Source organism: Castellaniella denitrificans, assembly GCF_027214045.1.
Lineage (GTDB): Bacteria > Pseudomonadota > Gammaproteobacteria > Burkholderiales > Burkholderiaceae_B > Castellaniella > Castellaniella denitrificans_A.
On sequence record NZ_JAPWHE010000001.1, the window covers coordinates 1 to 21332 of the forward strand.

Genomic DNA, 21332 nt, shown 5'->3' on the forward strand with positions numbered 1-21332 from the left:
CGTCACCCAGATGGACGACGTCACCCGCCAGAACGCCAGCCTGGTCGAGGAATCGGCCGCCGCGGCCGCCAGCCTGCAGGAACAGGCGGCCACCCTGGCGCAACTGGTCGCCACCTTCAACCTGGACCAGACCGACGCCGGATCCGGCGCGCGCCCCGCTCAGCCGGCGCGCCTGCCCTCGGCCCCGGAGAAGGTCGTCAGCCCCGCGCCGCAACGGCCTCGCCAGAGCACCCAGGCCGATGCGCCGGCCGCCCGCGCCGCCGCCAAACCGGCCCTGCGCGCGCCCGGCAAGCCGGCCCCCGCATCCGCGGACACCGAGGAATGGACCGAGTTCTAGCAACAGTCCTTACGGCTCGCGCCCACCTCGCGGCCCGCAGGCCGCTCTGATTCGTTTAGCATAGGACAGGCCCGCAAAGGCCTGTCCTATGTCCTATTTCGTCCCGTCATCCCGGGCCGTGCTTCATTCAGGAGACATCCGCCGTGAACATCCGCATCCCCGGCACCGCCCTGGCGGCCGCCCTGGCCCTGGCCATTCCGTTGCACGCCCATGCCCAGGTGAAAGTCGGCGTGGTCGTGTCCGCCACCGGCCCGACGGCCCTGGTGGGCATCCCCCAGAAGAACACGGTGCCGCTGCTGCCGGCCAAGGCGGGCGGCCAGGACATCGAATACATCACCCTGGACGACGCCAGCGACCCGACGCAAACGGTCACGGCCTTCAAGAAACTGATCAGCGATGCGCATGTCGACGCCCTGATCGGCCCCACCGGATCGCCCAACGCCATGAGCGTGCTGCAATTCGCCGCGGAGTCCGGCACTCCGATGCTGGCCCCCGTGGGCGCGGCCTCGGTGGTGCTGCCCATGACCGAACAGAAGCAATGGGCCTTCAAGACCACCCAGAACACCGACATCATCGCCCAGGCCCTGGTCCAGGACATGGTCGGGCGCGGCATCAAGACCGTCGGCTTCATCGGCTTCGCCGACGCCTACGGCGACGACTGGTACCAGGTCTTCAGCCGCATGGCCAAGGACAAGGGACTGGACCTGACCGTGTCCGAACGCTACCAGCGCACCGACAGTTCCGTCACCGGCCAGGCCCTGAAGCTGCTGGCCGCCCGCCCAGATGCCATCCTGATCGCCGGCACGGGCGGCGCCGCCGCGCTGCCGCAGGCCACGCTCGCGCAGCAAGGCTACAAGGGCCGCTTCTACCAGACCCATGGCGCCGCCCTGCCCGCCTTCCTGAAGTTCGCCGGCAAATCGGCCGAAGGCACCATCCTGGCCGCCAGTCTGATGCTCGTGCTGCCCGAAATCCCCGACGGCAATCCGTCCAAGCCCATCGCCCAGGATTACATCCAGCGCTACCAGGCGATGTACGGCGAACAGCCGGCGACTTTCGGCGCCAACGTCTACGACGCCGGCCTGCTGCTGCGCAACGCCATCCCCGTCGCGCTGAAATCCGCCCGGCCGGGTACGCCGGAATTCCGTCGCGCCCTGCGCGACGCCCTGGAACAGACACATGAACTGGTCGCCACCCAGGGGGTCTACACCATGACGCCCGAGGACCACAGCGGTTTCGACCAGCGCGGCCGCGAACTCATCACCGTCAAGAACGGCGCCTGGACGCTGCTGAAATAATCACTGCATCCGGGGTGGTCACAGGACATCTCCAGCTGCGACGCCTCTGCACGTCGCGGCGTGCAAGCCGCTCCGACTCGCCAGGCATGGGTCAGCCCGCAGGGGCTGGCTCTTGTCCGAGCGCATCCAGTTTCTTCTTCAGCGCCTCCAGCGGCAGGGCGCCGTTGACGCGGGTGCCATCGGCAAAGAACAGCGCCGGCGTGCCCTGCACGTTCAATTTGCGCCCCAGTGCCAGGTTGTCCTGGATCGGTGTGTCGCATTCGGCCTTGGCCGGCTCCTGTCCATCCAGCATCCAGGCCTTCCAGGCCTTGGCCGGATCCGCCGCGCACCAGATGTTTCGCGAGCGGGTGGCGGAATCCGGCGTCAGGATCGGAAACAGGAAGGTATAGACCGTGACGTTGTCGACGTCTTCCAGGGTCCGGTGCAATTGCTTGCAATAACCGCAATTGGGATCCTCGAAAAGGGCGACCTTGCGCGCACCGGTGCCTTTGACCTGCTTGATCGCATGATCCAGCGGCAGGCTGCCGAAAGCCACCTGCTGCAGGGCCTCCAGTCGTTCGGCCGTCAGGTCGCGGCGCGCGTGGGCGTCGATCATCGAGCCCTGCAGCACGTAGTCCACCTGGGCATCGGTGTACAACAGGTCCATGCCGACCTGGACTTCATAGATCCCGGTCATGGGCGTCACCCGGACGGCGTCCACGTGAATCCCGGGAAAGCGCTGCTCGAACGTCCGGGTGACGGCCTGGGTGGAATCGGACTGGAGGGGCGCGGTGGACAACACACGGTCGGCCGCGCCATCGCGCGCGGGCGCGGCCGGATCGGCCGGCCTGTCCTGGCCGGACGGCCGGGTACTCAGGACCTGGTCGCCGGATGGTTGCGCCAAGGCGGTCTGCGCCATCACGGAAAGGCCGCCGCACAACAGCAGCACGCCCAGGCTCAAGGAAAATTTCATGGGAAGAACCTCTGAAAACAGGCCGGCGGTCAGTCGCCGGCGGCCGCCCGGATCAGGCGGCGTTTAAGGAAAGGCAGTCCATCGACGAGACGCATGCCCTGGTTGCGTGCCCAGGCCGTCGGGGCGTTCGAAGCGCCGAACAGCCGGTGCAGGCCGTCGGTAACCATCCCCATGGCCCAGACGGGCTCGGCCCGGCGGCGGCGATAGCGCGCAAGCACCCGGGGATCGCCCGGCGCGCGATGGGGTTCGCGTGTCCGCAGGACATCCAGCAGATCCTTCACGTCGCCCAGGCCCAGGTTCAGGCCCTGTCCGGCGAGCGGATGGACCCGGTGCGCGGCGTCCCCCACCAGGACGACGCCCGGGGCCGTCATCGCACTGTGTTCCAGCGTCAGGGGGAAGCCCTGGGGGCGGGTGCGCAGACGCAACGCCCCCAGGCGGTCGCCCGTGACGGCCCGGGCATGCGCAGAAAGAAAAGCCTGCTGGGCGTCGGCGTCCATCGCCAGCCATTCGCGCGCCCGGCCTTCGTGCATCGACCACACCAGGGACGCCTGCGGGCCATCGGCCGTATCCGGCATGGGCAGCAGGGCGAACACGCTGTCGCCCGTGAACCACTGAAAGGCGCGGTTCTGGTGGGGCCGGCCGATATCCAGATGCGCGACCACACCCATGTCGCCATAAGGCGTGTAGTGGTGTTCGATACCGGCCGCCAGCCGCACCGGGGACCGCGCGCCGTCCGCGCCCACCAGCAGCGCCGCGTCCAGCGCGCGGCCCTGTCCAGTGGTCACCCGCACGCCCATGGCGCGGGTTTCCAGGCGCTCGAAGCGGTCCTCGTGCCAGGCGATCCCCATGACCTGGACGGCCTGCTGGAGCGCGCGCTCGATCTCCCCGGATTCGACGATCCAGGCCAGGGTGTCGCGCGCGTCCTGCCAGGCGGACAGGTCCAGGCGGCCGTCGGCATCGCCCCGGATCTCCATCGCCTCGACGGGGGTGACGCGACGCGCGTCCATCAACCGCCAGGCGCCCAGGCGGTCGAGCAGATCGCGGCTGGCCGGCGAAATCGCGTAGACACGCGGATGATAGTCGTCCGCCGCCCGTGCGGACGGAACCTGGCGCGGCCCCAGCAGGGCGGCGGTCAGCCCCGCCCGGGCCAGGCCCAGCGCGCAGGCCAGACCGGCGATGCCAGTGCCGCAGACGAGAATGGATTCGTGATGCTTCATTCGATCATCTTACCGTGCCGATGGCGCACCGGCCCGGGCGGGCCACAGCAGCCACATCCGGCCGGACTGCTTCATGCGTCCGGCGCGAGCACCGGCTTCGTCGCCCGTGCCCCAATAGAAATCAGCCCGGGCCGCGCCCTTGATCGCCGCGCCCGTATCCTGTGCGAATACCAGCCGCCGCAGCGGCTCTACGCCACCCTGAGGCCCTGTTTCCAGAAAGACCGGCGTACCCAGCGGCACGAAAGCCGGATCGACCGCGATCGAACGCCGCGGCAGCAAGGGCACCCCGTAGGCGCCCCGGGGGCCGAGCTCAGGATCGACGATGGGTTCCTCGCGGAAGAACACCATGGCCGGATTCACGTTCAGCAGTTCCGGCACGCGTTCGGGATGCGCGCGCGCCCAGGCCTTGATGTTCTGCATGGACGCCTGGGCCAGCGGCATTTCACCCTGCCTGGCCAGCCACTGGCCAATGGAGGCGTACGGCCGGCCGTTGTGGTCGGCGTAAGCCAGGCGCAACACGCCGCCGTCAGGCAGGACGGCCCGCCCCGACCCCTGGATCTGCAGGAAAAAGGCCTCGACGGGATCGGCCGCCCAGACGATCACGGCCGGCTGACGGGCGGGGTCGGAAGTGATCTGGGCACGCGTGTCGTAGGGCACGACCCGGCGGCCCTCCAGCTTGCCACGCACCCGCTTGCCGGCCAGTTCCGGATAAACCGAACCCAGGTCGATGGTCAGCAGATCGTCCGGCGTGGCGTAGAGCGGCCACTGGTAGGCTCCTTCGCGCGTGCGCGCAGCCTGGATGAGCGGTTCGTAATAGCCCGTCACCATGCCGCTGGCGGCCTGTCCGGAGGCATCGTCCAGCCGCCAGGGACGCAGATGCTCCTGCAGGAACCGGCGCACGGCCGGACCACCGGCCTCTGCCCCCAGGCCGGACTGCGCGGCCGCCAGGCAGACCGGCTGCCAGGCACGGGGCGCCGCGCGCGCGGGCAGCGCGAGCGAACCCGACACGGGCCGCATCAGGCCCCGGCAATCGTTCAGCAGCGCCTTCCAGGCATGGTTCAGATCATCGCCCGCCCAACCCGGTACGCTGTCCCAGGAGACCGCCGCATAGCGCCCCTGCAGGGGTCGCGCGGGCGTTTCCGGCAGGGCCGAGAGCGGCGGCACGGCCAGGGGCCGCTCGACCGATACGGCGCCGCCGGGTTCGCCGCCCGGGGCGGTTGCCTCGGGCGGCACCGTGGAACATGCGCTCAGGACGACCAGTGCGGCCACGGACAACCATTGGAATTTCATACGGGGAAGCGGCACCGGGGGTGCACTAAAATAAGAGCTTCGAAACCGTCATCATGACATATCCGGACCTTTCTTCGCCATGACCGAACTGCCCGCCGCCCGCATCGCCCCCAGCCTGCTGTCAGCCGACTTCGCCCGCCTGGGCGAGGAAGTCGTCGATGTCGTGGCCGCCGGCGCCGACTGGATCCACTTCGATGTCATGGACAACCATTACGTCCCCAACCTGACCATGGGCCCCATGGTGTGCGCCGCCCTGCGACCCCACACCACCGTTCCCATCGATGTCCACCTGATGGTCGAACCCGTCGACGCCCTCGTGCCCGCCTTCGCCAAGGCGGGTGCGGACATCATCAGCTTCCACCCGGAAGCCTCGCGCCACGTCGACCGCACCTTGGCCCTGATCCGCGAACACGGCTGCCGCGCCGGCCTGGTATTCAATCCGGCCACGCCGCTGGAATGGCTGGACCATGTCATGGACCGCCTCGACCTGATCCTGCTGATGTCGGTCAACCCGGGGTTCGGGGGCCAGTCCTTCATCCCGCATACGCTGGCCAAGCTCGCCCAGGCCCGCGGCCGCATCGACCGCTGGCGGGCCGAGGGCGGCCAGGCCATCGACCTGGAGGTCGATGGCGGGGTCAAGGCCGACAACATCGCCGACATCCGCGCCGCCGGGGCCGACGCCTTCGTGGCGGGCTCGGCCGTGTTCGGCCGGCCGGACTACCCCCGCGTGATCACCGCCCTGCGCGATGGCATCGCGCAGGGCGACGCGCGACGCGCCGCCGCGCTGAATTCGTAACGAACGCCCCCTCGGGACGACATGTTTCCCCGGGTGATGATACGATGACGCCCGCCGACGCCGGCATGCCCACCCGCCCCGGCGCCCCCACGACTCACTTGGCCACCGATCCGGTCCGGCCGTTTCACCCGGCGTGCGACACCATGCGATTTTCCGGAATTCTGTTCGACCTGGACGGCACACTGCTGGACACCATCCCCGATCTGGCGGACGCCGCCAACGCCATGCGCCAGGACATGGGCCTGGCGCCGATCGCCACGGACATCATCGCCACCTACGTCGGCAAGGGCGTGGAACAGCTGGTGATCCGCGTCCTGGGCCACGAGGGGACCCCCGCAAGCGTCGACATGGTCATGCGCGGCCTGGCCCGCTACCAGGATCACTACCGCGCCCTGAACGGCCAGCGCAGCCGGCTGTACCCCGGCGTGCTGGCGGGCCTGCAGGCCTTCCGCGACCAGGGAGCCCGCCTGGCCGTGGTCACCAACAAAGGGGCCGAATTCGCCGCCCCCCTGTTGCGCCAGATGGGCCTGGACGGCTATTTCGACGCCGTGGTCTGCGGCGACACCTGCGCGCGCAAGAAACCCGACCCCATGCCGCTGTTCCACGCCTGCGACCTGCTGGACATTGCGCCCGCCCAGGCCCTGTTCATCGGCGACTCGATCAATGACGCCCTGGCCGCCAACGCCGCCGGCATGCGCGTGCTGGCCCTGCCCTACGGCTACAACGAAGGCTGCTCCGTGCAGAGCCTGCCGGTGGATGCTATAGTTGAATCCCTTGTCGAGGCCGCTCAGTGGGCCGCCGACGCGACCTCGCAAACCGAACACGCATGAACATCATCCGCTACTACCCGATCACCGCCGGCGCCTATTGGCGCTGGTGGTGTTTTTGTTCCGGGTAGTCACGGTTAACTGGCGCGCGGGCCTCCCCGCTTCGCCCGCCCCCGCAGCCCGGACCCCTGATCGGCCGGGCTGTCTCGTTTCTGTCCCGGTCCCTATCCCCTTCCAGAGACCACCATGACGGAAATCGAATTCAACGCACTGGCCGCCCAAGGCTACAACCGGATTCCGCTGATCGCGGAAACCTATGCCGACCTGGACACGCCCCTGGCGATTTATTTGAAGCTGGCCCACGCGGGACCGGAGGCCGGACGCAATAGCTGCCTGATGGAATCGGTGGTCGGGGGTGAACGTTTCGGCCGCTATTCCTTCATCGGCCTGCCGGCCAAGACCCTGATCCGCGCCACCGGCACCACCACCGAAGTCGTCACGCGCGGCCAGGTGGTGGAAACCCACGAAGGCGATCCCCTGGCCTTCATCGAGGCCTTCCAGCAGAGATTCCGCGTGGCGCTGCGCCCCGGCATGCCGCGCTTCGCCGGCGGCCTGGCGGGCTATTTCGGCTACGACACCGTGCGCCACATCGAGCCGCGCCTGGGGCCTTGCGTCAAACCGCGCCCGGCGGGCCAGCAGCCGGGCACGCCCGACATCATGCTGCTGCAGATCGACGAGCTCGTCATCGTCGACAACCTGGCGGGCCGAACCTACCTGATCGTCTATGCCGACCCCCAGCAACCCGAGGCCTACGCCCTGGCCCGCCGCCGCCTGAAGGCCTTGCGAGAAAAGCTGCGCACGCCCGTGGTCATCCCGTATGCCTACGCCAGCATGCAAACACCCACGGAGCGCGACTTCAAGAAGGACGACTACCTGGCCGCCGTGCGCAAGGCCAAGGACTATATCGCCGCAGGCGATCTGATGCAGGTCCAGATCGGCCAGGTGATCGCCAAGCCCTTCCGCGATTCACCGCTGTCGCTGTACCGGGCGCTGCGGTCCCTGAACCCCTCGCCCTACATGTACTACTGGAATTTCGACACTTTCCACGTCGTGGGCGCCTCGCCGGAAATCCTGGTGCGCCAGGACCGTGAATTCGAGAACGGCCGCGCGCGCGAAATGGTCACCATCCGCCCTCTGGCCGGCACGCGCAAGCGCGGCGCCACCCAGGACGACGACCTGCATCTTGAACAGGAACTGCTGGCCGATCCGAAGGAACGCGCCGAGCACGTCATGCTCATCGACCTGGCTCGCAACGATATCGGCCGGGTGTCCAAACCCGGCACGGTCGAAGTCACCGACACCATGGCCATCGAGCGCTATTCGCACGTCATGCACCTGGTGTCCAACGTGCGCGGCGAGCTCAACGACGGCATGAGCAACATCGACGTGCTGCGTGCCACCTTCCCCGCCGGCACGCTGACCGGCGCGCCCAAGGTCCGCGCCATGGAGATCATCGACGAACTGGAGCCCGTGTGGCGCGGCATCTACGGCGGCGCCGCCGGCTACATGAGCTACGGCGGCGAAATGGATCTGGCCATCGCCATCCGCACCGGCATCATCCGCGACGGCATGCTGTACGTGCAGGCCGCGGCCGGCATCGTCGCCGATTCGGACCCCGAAAAGGAATGGCAGGAAACCGAGGCCAAGGCCCGCGCCCTGCTGCGCGCCGCCGAACAGGTGCAGTTCGGGCTGGACGAGCCCATCTGAAGGGAAAGGGTTCCCACGCCGCGCAGGCTGCGCCCGCTTGCTGCCCCCCGAGGGGGCGCTTTTTGCCTTGGGGCGGCCCGGCGGCAAAAAGAGGCCCCCACGCCGCGCGGGCTGCGCCCGCTTGCTGCCCCCCGAGGGGGGCGCTTTTTGCCTTGGGGCGGCCCGGCGGCAAAAAGAGGCCCCCACGCCGCGCGGGCTGCGCCCGTCAGGCGCGCACCAGTGAATCCCGCGAGATGTCGGCGATGGTGCGCGCGCCGGTCAGGGTCATGGCCACGCGCATTTCCTTTTCGATCAGGTCCAGCAGGTTGGCGACGCCCGCCTGGCCACCCACGGCCAGGGCGTACAGCCAGGCGCGGCCCAGCAGCACGGTGTCGGCGCCCAGCGCCAGCATGCGCACCACGTCCAGCCCGGTGCGCACGCCCGAATCCGCCAGCAAAGCGATCTGGCCTTTGACCGCATCGGCGATGGCCGGCAGGGCGCGGGCCGTGGACAGCACCCCGTCCAGTTGCCGCCCGCCATGGTTGGAGACCACGATGCCGTCGGCGCCGAAGCGCACGGCTTCGCGCGCGTCGTCCGGGTCCAGGATGCCCTTGATGATCATCGGCCCTTGCCAGAAATCACGGATCCACTGCAGATCCTTCCAGGAAATCGACGGATCGAAATTGGCCCCCAGCCAGCCAATGTAATCCTCCAGTCCCGTCGGCTTGCCCAGATACCTGGACACATTGCCCAGGTCGTGCGGACGGCCCCGCAGGCCCACATCCCAGGCCCAGCGCGGATGGAGCGCCGCCTGGACGTAGCGGCGCAAAGCGGCGTACGGTCCGCTCATCCCGGCATGGGCGTCGCGGTAGCGGGCCCCCGGCACCGGCATGTCCACAGTGAACACCAGCGTCGAGACCCCGGCCGCGCGGGCGCGCTCCAGCACGCTCTTCATGAATCCCCGGTCCTTCAGGACATAGAGCTGGAACCACATGGGCCGGCTGATCTCGGGGGCGACCTCCTCGATGGGGCAGACCGACACGGTGGACATGGTGTAGGGGATGCCCTTGCGGTCCGCCGCCCGCGCGGTCTGGACCTCGCCCCGGCGGGCGTACATCCCGGTCAGGCCCACTGGCGCCAGCGCCACTGGCATGGACAGGGTTTCGCCCAACAGCCGCGTGGACAGATCCAGTTGCGACATATCGTTCAGCACCCGCTGGCGCAACGCCACGCCCGCCAGGTCGCTGACGTTGTGCTGCAACGTATATTCGGCATACGCCCCCCCGTCGCCATAATGGAACAGGAAAGGGGGCAGGCGCCGCCGGGCGGCTTCGCGGTAATCGGTGGAGGCGGAAATGATCATGATGTCAGTGTGAAAGGGGGCAAACGGGAGGAACGGGCACGGCGCGCCTCGTCTTCATCGAGCTTGCGCACGCTGCCGTGCACGAACTCCAGGTGGCGCCAGACGGTCTCCCGCGCGGCTTCGGCATCGCCGCGCAGGATGGCTTCCATCAGCGCCTGGTGCTGGGCCGTCAACTGATCCTGGGTATGCTGGATCAGGTACATGCGCTGGCGGTTTTCGGTGACGGTGGAGCGCAACAGTTCGAACACGCCGCGCATCATCTGCAGCAGCACCGCGTTGTGGGACGCCTCGGCGATGGACAAGTGAAAGCTGGCGTCCGCCTGCGCCGACAGGTCCGGGTCGCCCCGGCTCTGGAAACGCACCATGTCCTCGAAGCGCCGCCGGATCTCCTGGCGATCCTGGGCCGTGGCGCGCAACGCGGCATGCCAGGCGGTGCCGCCCTCCAGGGCGTGACGGGCTTCCAGCACGTCATAGCGGTATTCGGGATCGTCGGACACCAGTTCATCCAGCGGACGCACCAGATGCCGTTCGGGCCAGTCGTCCACGGGAGATTCACATGCCTGGACATAGGTACCCCCGCCCTGCCTGCTGCGCAGCAGCCCCTGGCTGGCCAGTTGGCGGATGGCCTCGCGGACCGAGGGGCGCGAGACCCCGAGCGCCTCGGCCAACCGGCGCTCGGCCGGCAGACGGTCGCCAGGCCGCAGGCCCTGTTCGTCGATCAGGGCCCGGAGCTGTTCCGCGATTCGGTCGGAAAGTCGCATGGCGTGGAGGTTCGTATTATTGGTCTTACCAAATATCCGGCATCCGGACATGCTCCGGATTATAGAAATGCACCATTCCCAGGGTCAATCACTATCTGGAAGAATCTTCACACTCTTGCGAAGCCATGCGATCACCGGTCCACCGAAACCCGATAGTGGTATTACCATTTTCATCATGAGGTTTTGGCCCTAAGCAGCCGGCCGCCACACGTCCATCCGGTATTGACCCAGCTCGACAGCCTCAGCGCCGCACAGTAGAATGTTTGCCATGATTTCACATGCGACCGTGCACGCTTCGTTCTGGTGGCGCTCCTCCTAGGGGCGGCATCCTCATGCGTGATTCATCGCACCTTGCCGCCGTTCTGGCAGGCATAGGTCTTCGTGAATCTGTCTCCGGTGCGGCGGCTCCTGACTCCAAGGAAGACCATGTCCGTATCATTCCCCACATCCCGCTCCCTCCGGCTTCCGCAGCCCGCCTCCGTTCGCGCGCTCGTTTCCCGAACCTGACCAGGACGCCCCGATCATGAAGCTGCTGATGTTGGACAACTACGATTCCTTCACCTACAACCTGGTGCAGTATTTCGGCGAACTGGGCGCCGAAGTCCAGGTCGTGCGCAACGACCAGATCGATCTCGCAGGGATCGAGGCCATCGATCCGGACCGCATCTGCGTGTCTCCGGGCCCCTGCTCGCCGGCCGAAGCCGGCATCTCCATCGAACTGATCCGGCATTTCGCCGGCAGGAAGCCCATCCTGGGCGTCTGCCTGGGGCACCAGGCCATCGGGGCGGCCTACGGCGGGCGCATCGTGCGCGCCCGGGAAATCATGCACGGCAAGGTTTCGCCCATCACGCACCGGGGCACCGACGTCTTCACGGGACTGCCCTCGCCCTACACTGTCACCCGCTACCATTCCCTGGCGATCGAGCGCGACTCCCTGCCCGCATGCCTGGACATCACCGCCGAGACCGACGATGGCGAGATCATGGGTGTGGCCCACAAGTCCTTGCCCGTCTACGGCGTGCAGTTCCACCCGGAATCCGTGCTCAGCGAGCATGGCCATGCGTTGCTGCGCAATTTCCTGGAACGCTGAAACCCCGAGACCGGCCCATCCGACAGACACGAAGACAGAAGGAAACCTCCATGCCGCTGATTACTCCCAGCGAGGCCCTGGCCCGCTGCATCGAACACCGGGAAATCTTCCACGACGAAATGCTGGAACTGATGCGCATGCTGATGCGCGGGGACATGTCCCCGCAACTGGCCAGCGCCCTGCTGATGGGCCTGCGCGTCAAGAAGGAAACCGTCGGCGAGATCACGGCCGCAGCCCAGGTCATGCGCGAATTCGCGCTGGGCGTCGACACACCCTACCCCGAAGCGCTGCTGGACATGTGCGGCACGGGCGGTGACGGCTCGCACACGTTCAATATTTCCACCGCCGCCATGTTCGTGGCCGCCGCGGGCGGAGTCAAGATCGCCAAGCATGGCAACCGCAGCGCTTCGTCCTCGTCGGGCAGCGCCGATGTCCTCGAAACCCTGGGCATCCATTTCGCCTCCACACCCGCCCAGGTCGCCGAATCCATCGAAGCCACCGGAATCGGCTTCATGTTCGCGCCGGCCCACCACGGCGCCATGAAGAACGTCGCCGCCGTGCGCCGCGAACTGGGTGTCCGCACGATTTTCAACATCCTCGGCCCGCTGACCAATCCGGCCGGCGCCGCCAACCAGCTCATGGGCGTCTTCCACCCCGACCTGGTCGGCATCCTGGTGCGCGTGCTGCAACGCCTGGGGTCGCGTCACGTGCTGGTCGTGCACGGCAAGGACGGCATGGACGAGGCCTCCCTGGGCGCGGCCACGCTGGTGGGCGAACTCAAGGACGACGAGGTCCGCGAATATGAGATCCATCCCGAGGACTTCGGCATGGCCATGGTGTCCAACCGCAGCATCAAGGTCGCCAACCGCGACGAGTCCGCGCAACTGGTGCGAGCCGCGCTGAACAACACGGCCGGCACGGCACGCGACATCGTCGCGCTGAACGCGGGCCTGGCCCTGTATGCCGGCAACCGCGCCGATTCGATCGCCGCCGGCATCCGCCAGGCCTTCGAGCTGATCGCCTCGGGCGCCGCGCGCGACAAGCTGGAACAATTCCGCCAATACACCCAAAGGTTCTCCGCATGAACGACATTCTGTCCAGGATCCTTGACACCAAGCGCACCGAAGTCGCCACCGCGCGACAGATGCGCAGCGAATCCGAAGTGCTGCGCGAGGCCCAGAGCCGCCAGGACATCCGCGGCTTCGCGCGTGCCATCGAGGACAAGATCGCCCAGGGCAAACCCGCCGTGATCGCCGAAATCAAGAAGGCCTCGCCATCCAAGGGCGTGATCCGCGAGGACTTCCGTCCGGCGGACATCGCCGCCAGCTACGCCGGCCACGGCGCGGCCTGCCTGTCGGTCCTGACCGACGTACAGTATTTCCAGGGCGGCTACGATCACCTGCGCCAGGCGCGCGCGGCCTGCAGCCTGCCGGTGCTGCGCAAGGACTTCCTGATCGATCCATACCAGGTCATCCACGCCCGTGCCCTGGGCGCCGACTGCGTCCTCCTGATCGCCGCCGCGCTGGCTCCCGACCAACTGCGCGAACTGGAAGCCGCGGCCACCGATCTGGGCATGGACGTGCTGGTCGAAGTCCACGACCGTGAGGAACTGGATGCGGCCCTGTCCCTGGATACGCCGCTCATCGGCATCAACAACCGGGACCTGCGCACCTTCGAAACGCGCCTGGAAACCACCCTGTCGATGCTGAAGGACGTGCCGGCGGGCAAGCGGATCGTGACCGAAAGCGGCATCCTGCGGCCCGAGGACGTCGACCGCATGCGCACGCACGGCGTCCAGGCCTTCCTGGTCGGAGAGGCCTTCATGCGTGCGCCGGACCCCGGCGCCGCCCTGCACGAACTGTTCTTCGCCCGCTGAACACGCCCTCCTGCGCCCGCGCGGCGGGCGGCAGGCACCCATCCCGCATCCGCCCCCGCCATGGCTTTTTCCTCCGACTGCCCGCTCTGCGTTCCGGACCACGACACCCTGCTCTGGCAGGACGACAGGCTGCGGATCGTCCGCGTGAACGATTCCCCGTATCCAGGCTATCTGCGCGTCGTCTGGCAGCGCCACGTCGCCGAAATGACGGACATCGACGCCCTGGACCGCCTGCATCTGATGCGCGCCGTGTTCCAGGTCGAGCGCCTGCAACGCGACGCCCTGCGGCCCGACAAGATCAATCTCGCCAGCCTGGGCAATCAGGTGCCCCACCTGCACTGGCACCTGATTCCCCGCTGGCGAGGCGACCCCTGCTTCCCTGACGCCATCTGGGCGCCGCCCCGGCACGACGCCGTGCATGTGGATGCCTGGACGAACACCTGCGCGATGCTCGCCCCGCGGGTGGAACGGCTGCACCGTCTCCTGGCCGCCCACGGCCCGGCGGCTGAACTCCACGACACCGGCGCCTGACCCCCTGCGGCGCGCGCCATTCTTCGACTCCGCACCCTTGCTTCCATGTCCGCCTCTCCCTCCGCATCCGGCGCGCCGCCCGCAACCCTGGCACGCAGTCTGAAAAACCGCCACATCCAGATGATCGCCCTGGGCGGCGCCATCGGCACCGGCCTGTTTTATGGTTCGGCCGCGTCCATCCAACTCGTCGGCCCGGGCATCATCCTGTCCTACCTGATCGGCGGTCTCGTGATCTACCTGATCCTGCGCTTCCTCGGGGAAATGTCCACCCAGGAACCGGTCAGCGGCGCTTTCAGCCATTTCGCCTACCGCTACTGGGGCGGCTTCGCCGGCTTCCTTTCGGGCTGGAACTACTGGCTGCTGTATGTCCTGGTCAGCATGGCCGAACTCTCGGTGGTGGGCCTCTACGTCAACTACTGGCTACCCGATTTCCCCGCCTGGGCCAGCGCCCTGACCGTGCTGCTGGCCGTCACGGCGCTGAACCTGCTGAACGTTCGCCTGTACGGCGAAAGCGAGTTCTGGCTGGCCTTCGTCAAGATCGCCGCCATCGTCGGCATGATCCTGCTGGGCGGCGTGCTCATCGCGCGCGGCGCCGGCGGCGCGGGGCTCGACAATCTATGGACCCACGGAGGCTTTCTGCCCAACGGCGCGCACGGGCTGCTGCTGTCCCTGGTGGTGGTGATGTTCTCATTCGGCGGCACCGAACTGATCGGCATCACGGCGGGCGAGGCCGACGACCCCCGCCGCAGCATCCCGCGCGCTGTGAATCAAGTGGTCTGGCGCATCCTGATCTTCTATGTCGGCGCGCTGGCGGTGCTGGTGACCCTGTATCCCTGGAACGAGATCGGACTGAACGGCAGTCCGTTCGTGCTGATTTTTTCGCATCTGGGCATCCCCGCGGCCCCGGACATCCTGAACCTGGTGGTGCTGAGCGCCGCGATCTCGGTCTACAACAGCGGCATGTACAGCAACGGCCGCATGCTCCGCAGCCTGGCCGAACAAGGCAATGCGCCGCGCCTGTTCCTGCGGCTGAGCCGGCGCCAGGTGCCGTGGGTCGGCGTGCTGTTCTCGTCGGCCTGCACGCTGCTGATCGTGGCGATCAATTTCCTCGTACCGGAAGGCGCTTTCATGCGGATCATGGCCGTGGCGACGGCGGCGGCCGCGATCACCTGGATGATGATCGTGCTGGTCCATCTGCGCTTTCGCAAGGCGCACGCGCGCGATGCGCTGCTGTTTCCCGCGCCCTTCCACCCCTGGACCAACTACCTGTGCATCGCTTTCCTGATCATGCTCGTAGGCCTGATGACGCAACTGGACGACACCCGGCCTGCGGTCTACGTGCTGCCGGTGTGGCTGGGCGTGCTGTACCTGGGCTACCGGCTGCGGCTGCGGCCCGCCCACGGCTGAATCCGCCGGCGGATCATCACACTAGCCCGGATATTTCACGGTATAGCGCAAAAAACAGACGGCATTGCCCGGAATGCCCGGAGATTGCGGCACGGAATCCAGATCAAGCTATCGGGCAATGCCGAAGCCAATTGCTTCGTCAACGGCCGGGCCATGGCGCAAGGGAACGACGCTCACGTCGCGCCCTGTGCGCCCCCTCGCGCAGTATCGGCGCAATCAGCCCTCCTTGCCCCAAGCAAGCTCGTACAGCTCAAGCTGGAACCGATAGCACGGGTCCGTCTCGAACTGCGGCGGATAGTTGCCGGGATGCGGCTCGCCACCGTCTCGGATCGCATGCTTTTCCTGATCCGTCAGCATAGCGAAGCAATCCTGCGCGCTGTCGAACTCGGTCGCGTAGGCTTGGTCCCGGCGCTGCTCGATCTGCTCCAGGGTCTTCAGGGTGGACAGCGTCTGCGCCTTGCGCACCCGCTCTGGCGACGCGTTCAGGTCGAACGTGCCGATATCCCCGTGGAAAATCACGAAGGCATTCGGGCCCGCTTCGTGGATCTTGGTCTTGTCCTGGTACCCCATTCCGGAGAGTTTCGAGTTGCCGGATAACTGGGCCTTGGCCCAGGCGACCAGCCCTTTCGCCGGCCCTGCGGGCTTGCTGTGCAGCATAGTATAAGCCTTGCCGTTCTCGTCGAACGTCATCAAGGCGGTTCGCGCCCGCGCCTCTTCCAGGGCCCTCCCCTGCAGATTGTCCGTGATGACCTCGGTAGGCATGTTGCTGCCGACCCCGCCATCGGTGAAGGAGCGCGTGCCCCTGCCATCGCCGGGATCGAAATCCACGGACCGGAAGTACACCGGGATGCTCATGGAGATGCGCCCCGCGACGGCCACCGGCATGTCCGGCGTGTTCTGCGCGTTGAAGTAGGTTTCCTGCTTGTTGGTGTTGTCCCACCCCGTGAGCGTCAACTCCTTGAATTGCGCGGGCGCCAGCAGATGCATCAGGTGCAGGTCCTTGAACGTCACCATCTGGCCCGTTCGATCGCCATCAAAATCCTGCGTGCGCAACTGCTCCAGGCGTTCGATGGCGCTTTCGACAGCCTCCTCGCTGCCCAGGCTGGCGAGCTTATCTCGCATGGCGGCCGGGTCCCAGTTCTCGTTCAGGTATTGAGACACGCCGCTGGCCGAGGTCTGGTCCAGCAGCTCGAGCGCGCTGCCGGCATGGAACCCCACGCGCCAGCTCACATCGACCATCGGATAACGCGCCTCGAAGTTTTCCGGCGTGCCCTTCAGTTCGTTCATGTCCACCGAGGCGGAGAACGCCTGGAAGGCATGCGCGTCCTGCCCGCAGGACAGGCACACCGCGGTCAGCGCGCCGGCGGACGTGCCCACCAAGTGCTTCAGGCCTCTGAGCATGCCCGCGTCCTGCATTTCGACCAGGGCTCCAGGATTGCCGATGCCTTTGGCGCCGCCGCCGCGGAACACAAGATTCTCGATCTGCGGCGCTTGCCGGATCACGTTGAAGCCCAGCACCTTGCCTTCGGAATCCTTGCGCGGAACCACCTGCGGCCGGATATCCACTTGCCGATCAACCGTCAGCCGCGCGTGCGAGGCGTGGATCTGCAGTTCCTGCAGCGCTTCCTGGGCGCGGGCATTGGCCTTGGATACGGCCTCGCGCAACACCTTGTCCGGCACCCGGCCATCGCCGCGGGCGATGGCTTCTCGCGTCGCGGTGTTCAGCGAGTTCTCCAGGATCGAGGCGCACAGTTCCTGGGCACGGACCTCGAAGCCTGCCTTGCTGTGCTCGGGTACGCCTGCCCCGAGTTGCGATACCTGGGCCTGGAAGAAGCCCTTGAACGTTTCACGCGTGTTGACCAGTTGGGTGACGCTGCTGGTCGGCGTGCAGAAGACGCCGATCAGCCTGGCAAACCACGAGGGAGGCTCGCTGCTGCGCTGGACCGCGTCATTCCATTGCGTCGTGAGGTGGCCTATGTTGCCTAAGGTTGCCGTAGCCATCATTGTTCTCCTTGAGATGCGGCGGCAAGCGCCGGGGCCAGTTCGTAGGCGAGGGGGCTGTTCTCGAAACCGATGGTGCGAACCAGTTCGCGTACGCGGCGCCCCTGATCGAGCATCCAGATCAACCAGGCGCCGAACGCACCGCCCTCGAGGCGGTCCATAGCCTGGCTAGCGTGCACGACGATGAAATCGCGGCTGTCCAAACCCACGCGGAACGGCTGTCCGGCCTGCGCGGAGCGATTGAGCAGCAGCAGCGTATCGACCAGGGCGCGGCGCGGCGCGCCAACGTACGCCGACACGTCATGGCACCAAACGTCGACGCAAACATCCGGTCGTTTGAGATGCACGGACACGGTCACGCACAGGTTGTCATCGAAGACCAGGTCGAAGCTACGCGAGGACGTGGGCGTCACGTCTCCGAGGCTGGCGGCCAGGCGCTGGAAATCGGGATCGTCGAATTGCGGCATCTGTCTTTCTTTATGAGGTTTTATGAGGTGGTGCTCAGACTCGCGACCAGCGCGCGGGCGTGTCGGACTTGTGCGTGGGTGCCACGCAGCGTTCGAACATCTGGTTCAGCAGGGTCTCGACGGCAATGGCGTCGACCGGCTCGGCCAGCTCAGCCAGGACGCAATCGCGGCCTTCGTCGTCCAGTCCGCCGGCAAATGCCTGGGTGAAGCGGCTATCGGCTCCAAGGCGCAGCAGCGCCTCGCGCGCGGCCGCTTGTTGCGCTTCGGTGCGACCCACGGCAAGCGTGGCCACGGACAGTCCGAGCGTGGGTGTCACGGTGCGGCGCAGCAGCCGAACCATGCGGTGCTCGTCCAGGGGCATGTGGACTTCCTGGCCGGGGGCCAGTGTCGCCGCGCCTTCGGCGATGGCCTGCGCAATCGTGGAAATCGAATTCATCGGGGCTCTCCTTTTCAGCGGAACAGGTTCCGCTTTCCGGCCGGTGAGTAACCAGAAGTCCTGGGTGTGTTCCACTGGGCCGCCTCCCTGGAGGCGCGGCACAATGGCCGCGAGACAAAAGAAAAGCGCCCCGAAGGGGCGCTTTCCGTTGTTGCGGAGCCGGATCAGTGCGAACTGCGTTTCTGGCTGAACTTGCGCGCGGCGGCGGCCTGGGCCGCCAGCATGGCGAGTTCGGCTTCCACCACGGCGATGTCGGCCTTTTCCTTGGTGTTGCGCAAGGCTTCTTCGGCACGCTCGCGCGCGGCGACGGCCTTGGCCTCGTCCAGGTCGGCCGCGCGGATGGCCGTGTCGGACAGCACCGTCACGCCATGCGGCTGGACTTCCAGGATGCCGCCGGCCACGAAGATGTGTTCCTCGGTGCCGTCGTCGCGCCGGATCTTCAGCGTGCCGGGGCGCACGCGCGAAATCAGCGGCGTGTGTCCCGGCAGGATGCCGAGGTCGCCCGACTCGCCCGGCAGGGCGATGAAGGCCGCCTCGCCGGAGAAGATCGAGGCTTCCGCGCTGACCACTTCGATGTGAAGAGTCGCCATGTGCAATCCTTATTGGAGGGTTTTGGCCTTCTCGAAGGCCTCGTCGATGCCGCCCACCATGTAGAAGGCCTGTTCGGGCAGCGCGTCGCACTCGCCTTCGACGATCATCTTGAAGCCGCGCAGGGTCTCGGCCAGCGGCACGTACTTGCCGGGCGAGCCGGTGAAGACTTCGGCGACGTGGAAGGGCTGCGACAGGAAGCGCTGGATCTTGCGGGCACGGGCCACGGCCTGCTTGTCTTCCGGCGACAGTTCGTCCATGCCCAGAATCGCGATGATGTCGCGCAGTTCCTTGTAGCGCTGCAGCGTCTGCTGCACGCCGCGGGCGATGTTGTAGTGCTCTTCGCCGACGATCTGCGGATCGAGCTGGCGGCTGGTGGAATCCAGCGGATCCACGGCGGGATAGATCCCCAGGGCGGCGATATCACGCGACAGCACCACGGTGGAGTCCAAGTGCAGGAAGGTGGTGGCGGGCGACGGGTCGGTCAAGTCGTCGGCGGGCACGTATACGGCCTGGATGGACGTGATGGAACCGGTCTTGGTGGATGTGATCCGTTCCTGCAGCTTGCCCATTTCCTCGGCCAGCGTCGGCTGATAGCCCACGGCGGACGGCATCCGGCCCAGCAGGGCGGACACTTCGGTACCGGCCAGGGTGTAGCGGTAGATGTTGTCCACGAAGAACAGCACGTCGCGGCCTTCGTCGCGGAATTTTTCCGCCATCGTCAGACCCGACAGGGCCACGCGCAGACGGTTGCCCGGGGGTTCGTTCATCTGGCCGAAGACCATGGCGACCTTGGATTCCGCCAGGTTGTCGAGCTTGATGACGCCCGCGTCGGACATTTCGTGGTAGAAGTCATTGCCCTCGCGGGTCCGTTCGCCCACGCCGGCGAACACCGACAGACCGCTGTGGGCCTTGGCGATGTTGTTGATCAGTTCCAGCATGTTCACGGTCTTGCCCACGCCGGCGCCGCCGAACAGGCCGACCTTGCCGCCCTTGGCGAAGGGGCACACCAGGTCGATCACCTTGATGCCGGTTTCGAGCAGTTCGACCGAAGGCGACAGCTCGTCGAATTTCGGGGCGGCCTGGTGGATGGCGCGCTTTTCATCGGACTGGATGTCGCCGCGCTCGTCGATGGGACGGCCCAGCACGTCCATGATGCGGCCCAGGGTGCCGGTGCCCACGGGCACCGAGATCGGCGCGCCGGTGCCGGCCACGGACATGCCGCGGCGCAGGCCGTCGGACGAGCCCATGGCGATGGTCCGCACGACACCGTCGCCCAGTTGCTGCTGGACCTCGAACGTCAGGCCCTTTTCCGCGAATGCGGAGGACTCGTCGGTCAAGGTGAGCGCGTCGTAAATGTTGGGGATGCTGTCGCGGGGGAACTGAATGTCCACCACGGCGCCGATGCACTGAACGATGGTACCGTTGCTCATGTTTAGTCCTATAAGTATCTCTGGGTTGCCGGTGCTTGCGTCGATCAGACCGCGGCGGCGCCGCCCACGATTTCCGAAATTTCCTTGGTGATGGCCGCCTGACGGGTCTTGTTGTAGACCAGTTGGAGGTCGCCGATGACTTTCTTGGCGTTGTCGGACGCGGCCTTCATGGCGACCATCCGGGCGGACTGCTCGCTGGCCATGTTTTCCGCCACGGCCTGGTAGACCAGGCCCTCGACGTAGCGCAGCAGCAGCTCGTCGATCACGGTCTGGGAATCCGGCTCGTACAGGTAGTCCCAGCCGTATTGGCTTTCCAGGGCGGCCTCGTCCTGGGAGCCCGTCTGGAAGGGGTCTTCCAGGCCCGAAGGCAGCGGCAGCAGGCGGATGAAGCTGGGGTCCTGCTTCATGGTGTTGACGAAGCGGCTGGTCGCCAGATAGACCGCGTCCACCTTGCCGTCGACGAAGTCGTCGAGCTGGACCTTGATGGCGCCGATCAGGCGTTCCAGGTTGGGCGCGTCGCCCAGCTGGACTTCCGAGGACACCACGTTGACGCCGACGCGGTTCAGCAGGCCCAGGCCCTTGGAGCCCAGCGCCGTCGCCTGGACGCGCACGCCCTGCTGCTCGAATTCCTTGATCCGCGCGAGCACCAGGCGCGAGATGTTGGTATTCAGGCCGCCGCACAGACCCTTGTCGGTGGTGACCAGCACGACGCCCACGGACGACAGCTTCGGGCGTTCCACCATGTAGGGGTGGGTGTAATCCGGGTTCGCCTGCATCAGGTGGGCCGCGATGGCGCGCACCTTGGTGGCGTAGGGACGGCCCGTCCGCATCCGGTCCTGCGCCTTGCGCATCTTGGATGCGGCGACCATTTCCATCGCCTTGGTGATCTTGCGCGTGTTTTGCACGCTCTTGATCTTGGTTCGAATTTCCTTGATTCCGGCCATTCCACTATCCTGTCAGGGCTGTCCGGGACGCGCGC

General features: G+C 66.8%; 20 protein-coding genes and 1 pseudogene. 10 read left to right on the forward strand and 11 right to left on the reverse strand.

Going from position 1 to position 21332, the window contains the following annotated elements; all coding sequences use genetic code 11:
* Together O4H32_RS00005 and O4H32_RS00010 are read left to right on the forward strand one after the other, a co-directional pair.
* A pseudogene (locus O4H32_RS00005) lies at nt 1-337 on the forward strand (methyl-accepting chemotaxis protein); the annotation flags it as partial.
* 149 nt (nt 338-486) lie between these two features.
* Nucleotides 487-1632 (forward strand): ABC transporter substrate-binding protein, encoded by a 1146-nt coding sequence (locus tag O4H32_RS00010; RefSeq protein ID WP_269356917.1) that lies wholly within the window; start codon nt 487-489, stop codon nt 1630-1632.
* 91 nt (nt 1633-1723) lie between these two features.
* Here the strand turns inward: O4H32_RS00010 and O4H32_RS00015 are convergent, their stop codons facing one another.
* From O4H32_RS00015 to mltA, 3 genes are read right to left on the reverse strand one after another with little or no spacing between them, the layout of a single operon-like run.
* A complete protein-coding gene (locus tag O4H32_RS00015; protein WP_269355549.1) occupies nt 1724-2584 on the reverse strand; it encodes a DsbC family protein in 861 nt (286 codons plus the stop codon).
* Between the two features lie 29 nt (nt 2585-2613).
* Complete coding sequence (locus O4H32_RS00020) at nt 2614-3801, reverse strand: FAD-dependent monooxygenase (RefSeq protein ID WP_269355550.1); 1188 nt, start codon at nt 3799-3801, stop codon at nt 2614-2616.
* Nucleotides 3802-3810: 9 nt separating this feature from the next.
* The gene (gene mltA, locus O4H32_RS00025) at nt 3811-5091 is read right to left on the reverse strand and encodes a murein transglycosylase A (RefSeq protein WP_269355551.1); all 1281 of its coding nucleotides are present in this window, start codon (nt 5089-5091) and stop codon (nt 3811-3813) included.
* A 79-nt stretch (nt 5092-5170) separates the two neighbouring features.
* Here mltA and rpe point away from each other — a divergent pair, with 79 nt between their 5' ends.
* The 3 genes from rpe (at nt 5171) to trpE (ending at nt 8421) form a co-directional block, all read left to right on the forward strand.
* Entirely contained in the window at nt 5171-5887 is a 717-nt protein-coding gene (gene rpe / locus O4H32_RS00030; protein WP_269355552.1) for a ribulose-phosphate 3-epimerase, read from the forward strand.
* Between the two features lie 143 nt (nt 5888-6030).
* On the forward strand, nt 6031-6717 hold the full coding sequence (locus tag O4H32_RS00035; protein WP_269356919.1) for a phosphoglycolate phosphatase: 687 nt from the start codon (nt 6031-6033) through the stop codon (nt 6715-6717).
* Nucleotides 6718-6900: 183 nt separating this feature from the next.
* Complete coding sequence (trpE, locus tag O4H32_RS00040) at nt 6901-8421, forward strand: anthranilate synthase component I (protein WP_269355553.1); 1521 nt, start codon at nt 6901-6903, stop codon at nt 8419-8421.
* A gap of 205 nt (nt 8422-8626) precedes the next feature.
* Here trpE and lldD read toward each other — a convergent pair whose 3' ends face one another.
* Nucleotides 8627-9763 carry an FMN-dependent L-lactate dehydrogenase LldD gene (gene lldD / locus O4H32_RS00045; protein ID WP_269355554.1) on the reverse strand — a complete coding sequence of 379 codons (1137 nt, stop codon included), beginning with the start codon at nt 9761-9763 and terminating at the stop codon, nt 8627-8629.
* On the reverse strand, nt 9760-10524 hold the full coding sequence (lldR, locus tag O4H32_RS00050; protein ID WP_269355555.1) for a transcriptional regulator LldR: 765 nt from the start codon (nt 10522-10524) through the stop codon (nt 9760-9762). The genes lldD and lldR overlap by 4 nt, the downstream gene beginning before the upstream one ends.
* 523 nt (nt 10525-11047) lie before the next feature.
* On the opposite strand from lldR, the gene O4H32_RS00055 reads away from it, so the two are divergent.
* From O4H32_RS00055 to O4H32_RS00075, 5 genes are read left to right on the forward strand one after another with little or no spacing between them, the layout of a single operon-like run.
* Nucleotides 11048-11614: an anthranilate synthase component II gene (locus O4H32_RS00055; RefSeq protein ID WP_269355556.1), complete on the forward strand. Its 567-nt coding sequence runs from the start codon at nt 11048-11050 to the stop codon at nt 11612-11614.
* Between the two features lie 50 nt (nt 11615-11664).
* On the forward strand, nt 11665-12699 hold the full coding sequence (gene trpD, locus O4H32_RS00060; protein ID WP_269355557.1) for an anthranilate phosphoribosyltransferase: 1035 nt from the start codon (nt 11665-11667) through the stop codon (nt 12697-12699).
* On the forward strand, nt 12696-13490 hold the full coding sequence (gene trpC, locus O4H32_RS00065) for an indole-3-glycerol phosphate synthase TrpC (RefSeq protein WP_269355558.1): 795 nt from the start codon (nt 12696-12698) through the stop codon (nt 13488-13490). Before trpD ends, trpC begins: the two co-directional genes overlap by 4 nt.
* 60 nt (nt 13491-13550) lie before the next feature.
* Complete coding sequence (locus tag O4H32_RS00070) at nt 13551-14021, forward strand: HIT family protein (RefSeq protein ID WP_269355559.1); 471 nt, start codon at nt 13551-13553, stop codon at nt 14019-14021.
* A gap of 45 nt (nt 14022-14066) precedes the next feature.
* Entirely contained in the window at nt 14067-15428 is a 1362-nt protein-coding gene (locus O4H32_RS00075; protein WP_269355560.1) for an amino acid permease, read from the forward strand.
* Nucleotides 15429-15644: 216 nt separating this feature from the next.
* On the opposite strand, the gene O4H32_RS00080 is transcribed toward O4H32_RS00075, so the two are convergent.
* The 6 genes from O4H32_RS00080 to atpG form a co-directional block, all read right to left on the reverse strand.
* Nucleotides 15645-17429, reverse strand: a complete 1785-nt coding sequence (locus O4H32_RS00080) for a patatin-like phospholipase family protein (RefSeq protein ID WP_269355561.1) — start codon at nt 17427-17429, stop codon at nt 15645-15647.
* Nucleotides 17429-17896, reverse strand: a complete 468-nt coding sequence (locus tag O4H32_RS00085; RefSeq protein WP_269355562.1) for a hypothetical protein — start codon at nt 17894-17896, stop codon at nt 17429-17431. Before O4H32_RS00085 ends, O4H32_RS00080 begins: the two co-directional genes overlap by 1 nt.
* 34 nt (nt 17897-17930) lie before the next feature.
* Nucleotides 17931-18332: a hypothetical protein gene (locus tag O4H32_RS00090; RefSeq protein WP_269355564.1), complete on the reverse strand. Its 402-nt coding sequence runs from the start codon at nt 18330-18332 to the stop codon at nt 17931-17933.
* A gap of 164 nt (nt 18333-18496) precedes the next feature.
* Nucleotides 18497-18922, reverse strand: coding sequence for a F0F1 ATP synthase subunit epsilon (locus tag O4H32_RS00095; protein ID WP_269355566.1), 426 nt, complete (start codon nt 18920-18922; stop codon nt 18497-18499).
* A gap of 9 nt (nt 18923-18931) precedes the next feature.
* A complete protein-coding gene (atpD, locus tag O4H32_RS00100; protein ID WP_269355567.1) occupies nt 18932-20353 on the reverse strand; it encodes a F0F1 ATP synthase subunit beta in 1422 nt (473 codons plus the stop codon).
* A gap of 44 nt (nt 20354-20397) precedes the next feature.
* On the reverse strand, nt 20398-21297 hold the full coding sequence (gene atpG / locus O4H32_RS00105; RefSeq protein WP_269355568.1) for a F0F1 ATP synthase subunit gamma: 900 nt from the start codon (nt 21295-21297) through the stop codon (nt 20398-20400).
* Nucleotides 21298-21332 lie beyond the last annotated feature (35 nt).

What these genes read in the sequence shown, in the direction of transcription:
- O4H32_RS00015 (WP_269355549.1), bottom strand. Translation starts at nt 2,584, where the DNA reads ATGAAATTTTCCTTGAGCCTGGGCGTGCTGCTGTTGTGCGGCGGCCTT.
- O4H32_RS00020 (WP_269355550.1), bottom strand. Translation starts at nt 3,801, where the DNA reads ATGAAGCATCACGAATCCATTCTCGTCTGCGGCACTGGCATCGCCGGT.
- mltA (WP_269355551.1), bottom strand. Translation starts at nt 5,091, where the DNA reads ATGAAATTCCAATGGTTGTCCGTGGCCGCACTGGTCGTCCTGAGCGCA.
- rpe (WP_269355552.1), top strand. Translation starts at nt 5,171, where the DNA reads ATGACCGAACTGCCCGCCGCCCGCATCGCCCCCAGCCTGCTGTCAGCC.
- O4H32_RS00035 (WP_269356919.1), top strand. Translation starts at nt 6,031, where the DNA reads ATGCGATTTTCCGGAATTCTGTTCGACCTGGACGGCACACTGCTGGAC.
- trpE (WP_269355553.1), top strand. Translation starts at nt 6,901, where the DNA reads ATGACGGAAATCGAATTCAACGCACTGGCCGCCCAAGGCTACAACCGG.
- lldD (WP_269355554.1), bottom strand. Translation starts at nt 9,763, where the DNA reads ATGATCATTTCCGCCTCCACCGATTACCGCGAAGCCGCCCGGCGGCGC.
- lldR (WP_269355555.1), bottom strand. Translation starts at nt 10,524, where the DNA reads ATGCGACTTTCCGACCGAATCGCGGAACAGCTCCGGGCCCTGATCGAC.
- O4H32_RS00055 (WP_269355556.1), top strand. Translation starts at nt 11,048, where the DNA reads ATGAAGCTGCTGATGTTGGACAACTACGATTCCTTCACCTACAACCTG.
- trpD (WP_269355557.1), top strand. Translation starts at nt 11,665, where the DNA reads ATGCCGCTGATTACTCCCAGCGAGGCCCTGGCCCGCTGCATCGAACAC.
- trpC (WP_269355558.1), top strand. Translation starts at nt 12,696, where the DNA reads ATGAACGACATTCTGTCCAGGATCCTTGACACCAAGCGCACCGAAGTC.
- O4H32_RS00070 (WP_269355559.1), top strand. Translation starts at nt 13,551, where the DNA reads ATGGCTTTTTCCTCCGACTGCCCGCTCTGCGTTCCGGACCACGACACC.
- O4H32_RS00075 (WP_269355560.1), top strand. Translation starts at nt 14,067, where the DNA reads ATGTCCGCCTCTCCCTCCGCATCCGGCGCGCCGCCCGCAACCCTGGCA.
- O4H32_RS00080 (WP_269355561.1), bottom strand. Translation starts at nt 17,429, where the DNA reads ATGGCTACGGCAACCTTAGGCAACATAGGCCACCTCACGACGCAATGG.
- O4H32_RS00085 (WP_269355562.1), bottom strand. Translation starts at nt 17,896, where the DNA reads ATGCCGCAATTCGACGATCCCGATTTCCAGCGCCTGGCCGCCAGCCTC.
- O4H32_RS00090 (WP_269355564.1), bottom strand. Translation starts at nt 18,332, where the DNA reads ATGAATTCGATTTCCACGATTGCGCAGGCCATCGCCGAAGGCGCGGCG.
- O4H32_RS00095 (WP_269355566.1), bottom strand. Translation starts at nt 18,922, where the DNA reads ATGGCGACTCTTCACATCGAAGTGGTCAGCGCGGAAGCCTCGATCTTC.
- atpD (WP_269355567.1), bottom strand. Translation starts at nt 20,353, where the DNA reads ATGAGCAACGGTACCATCGTTCAGTGCATCGGCGCCGTGGTGGACATT.
- atpG (WP_269355568.1), bottom strand. Translation starts at nt 21,297, where the DNA reads ATGGCCGGAATCAAGGAAATTCGAACCAAGATCAAGAGCGTGCAAAAC.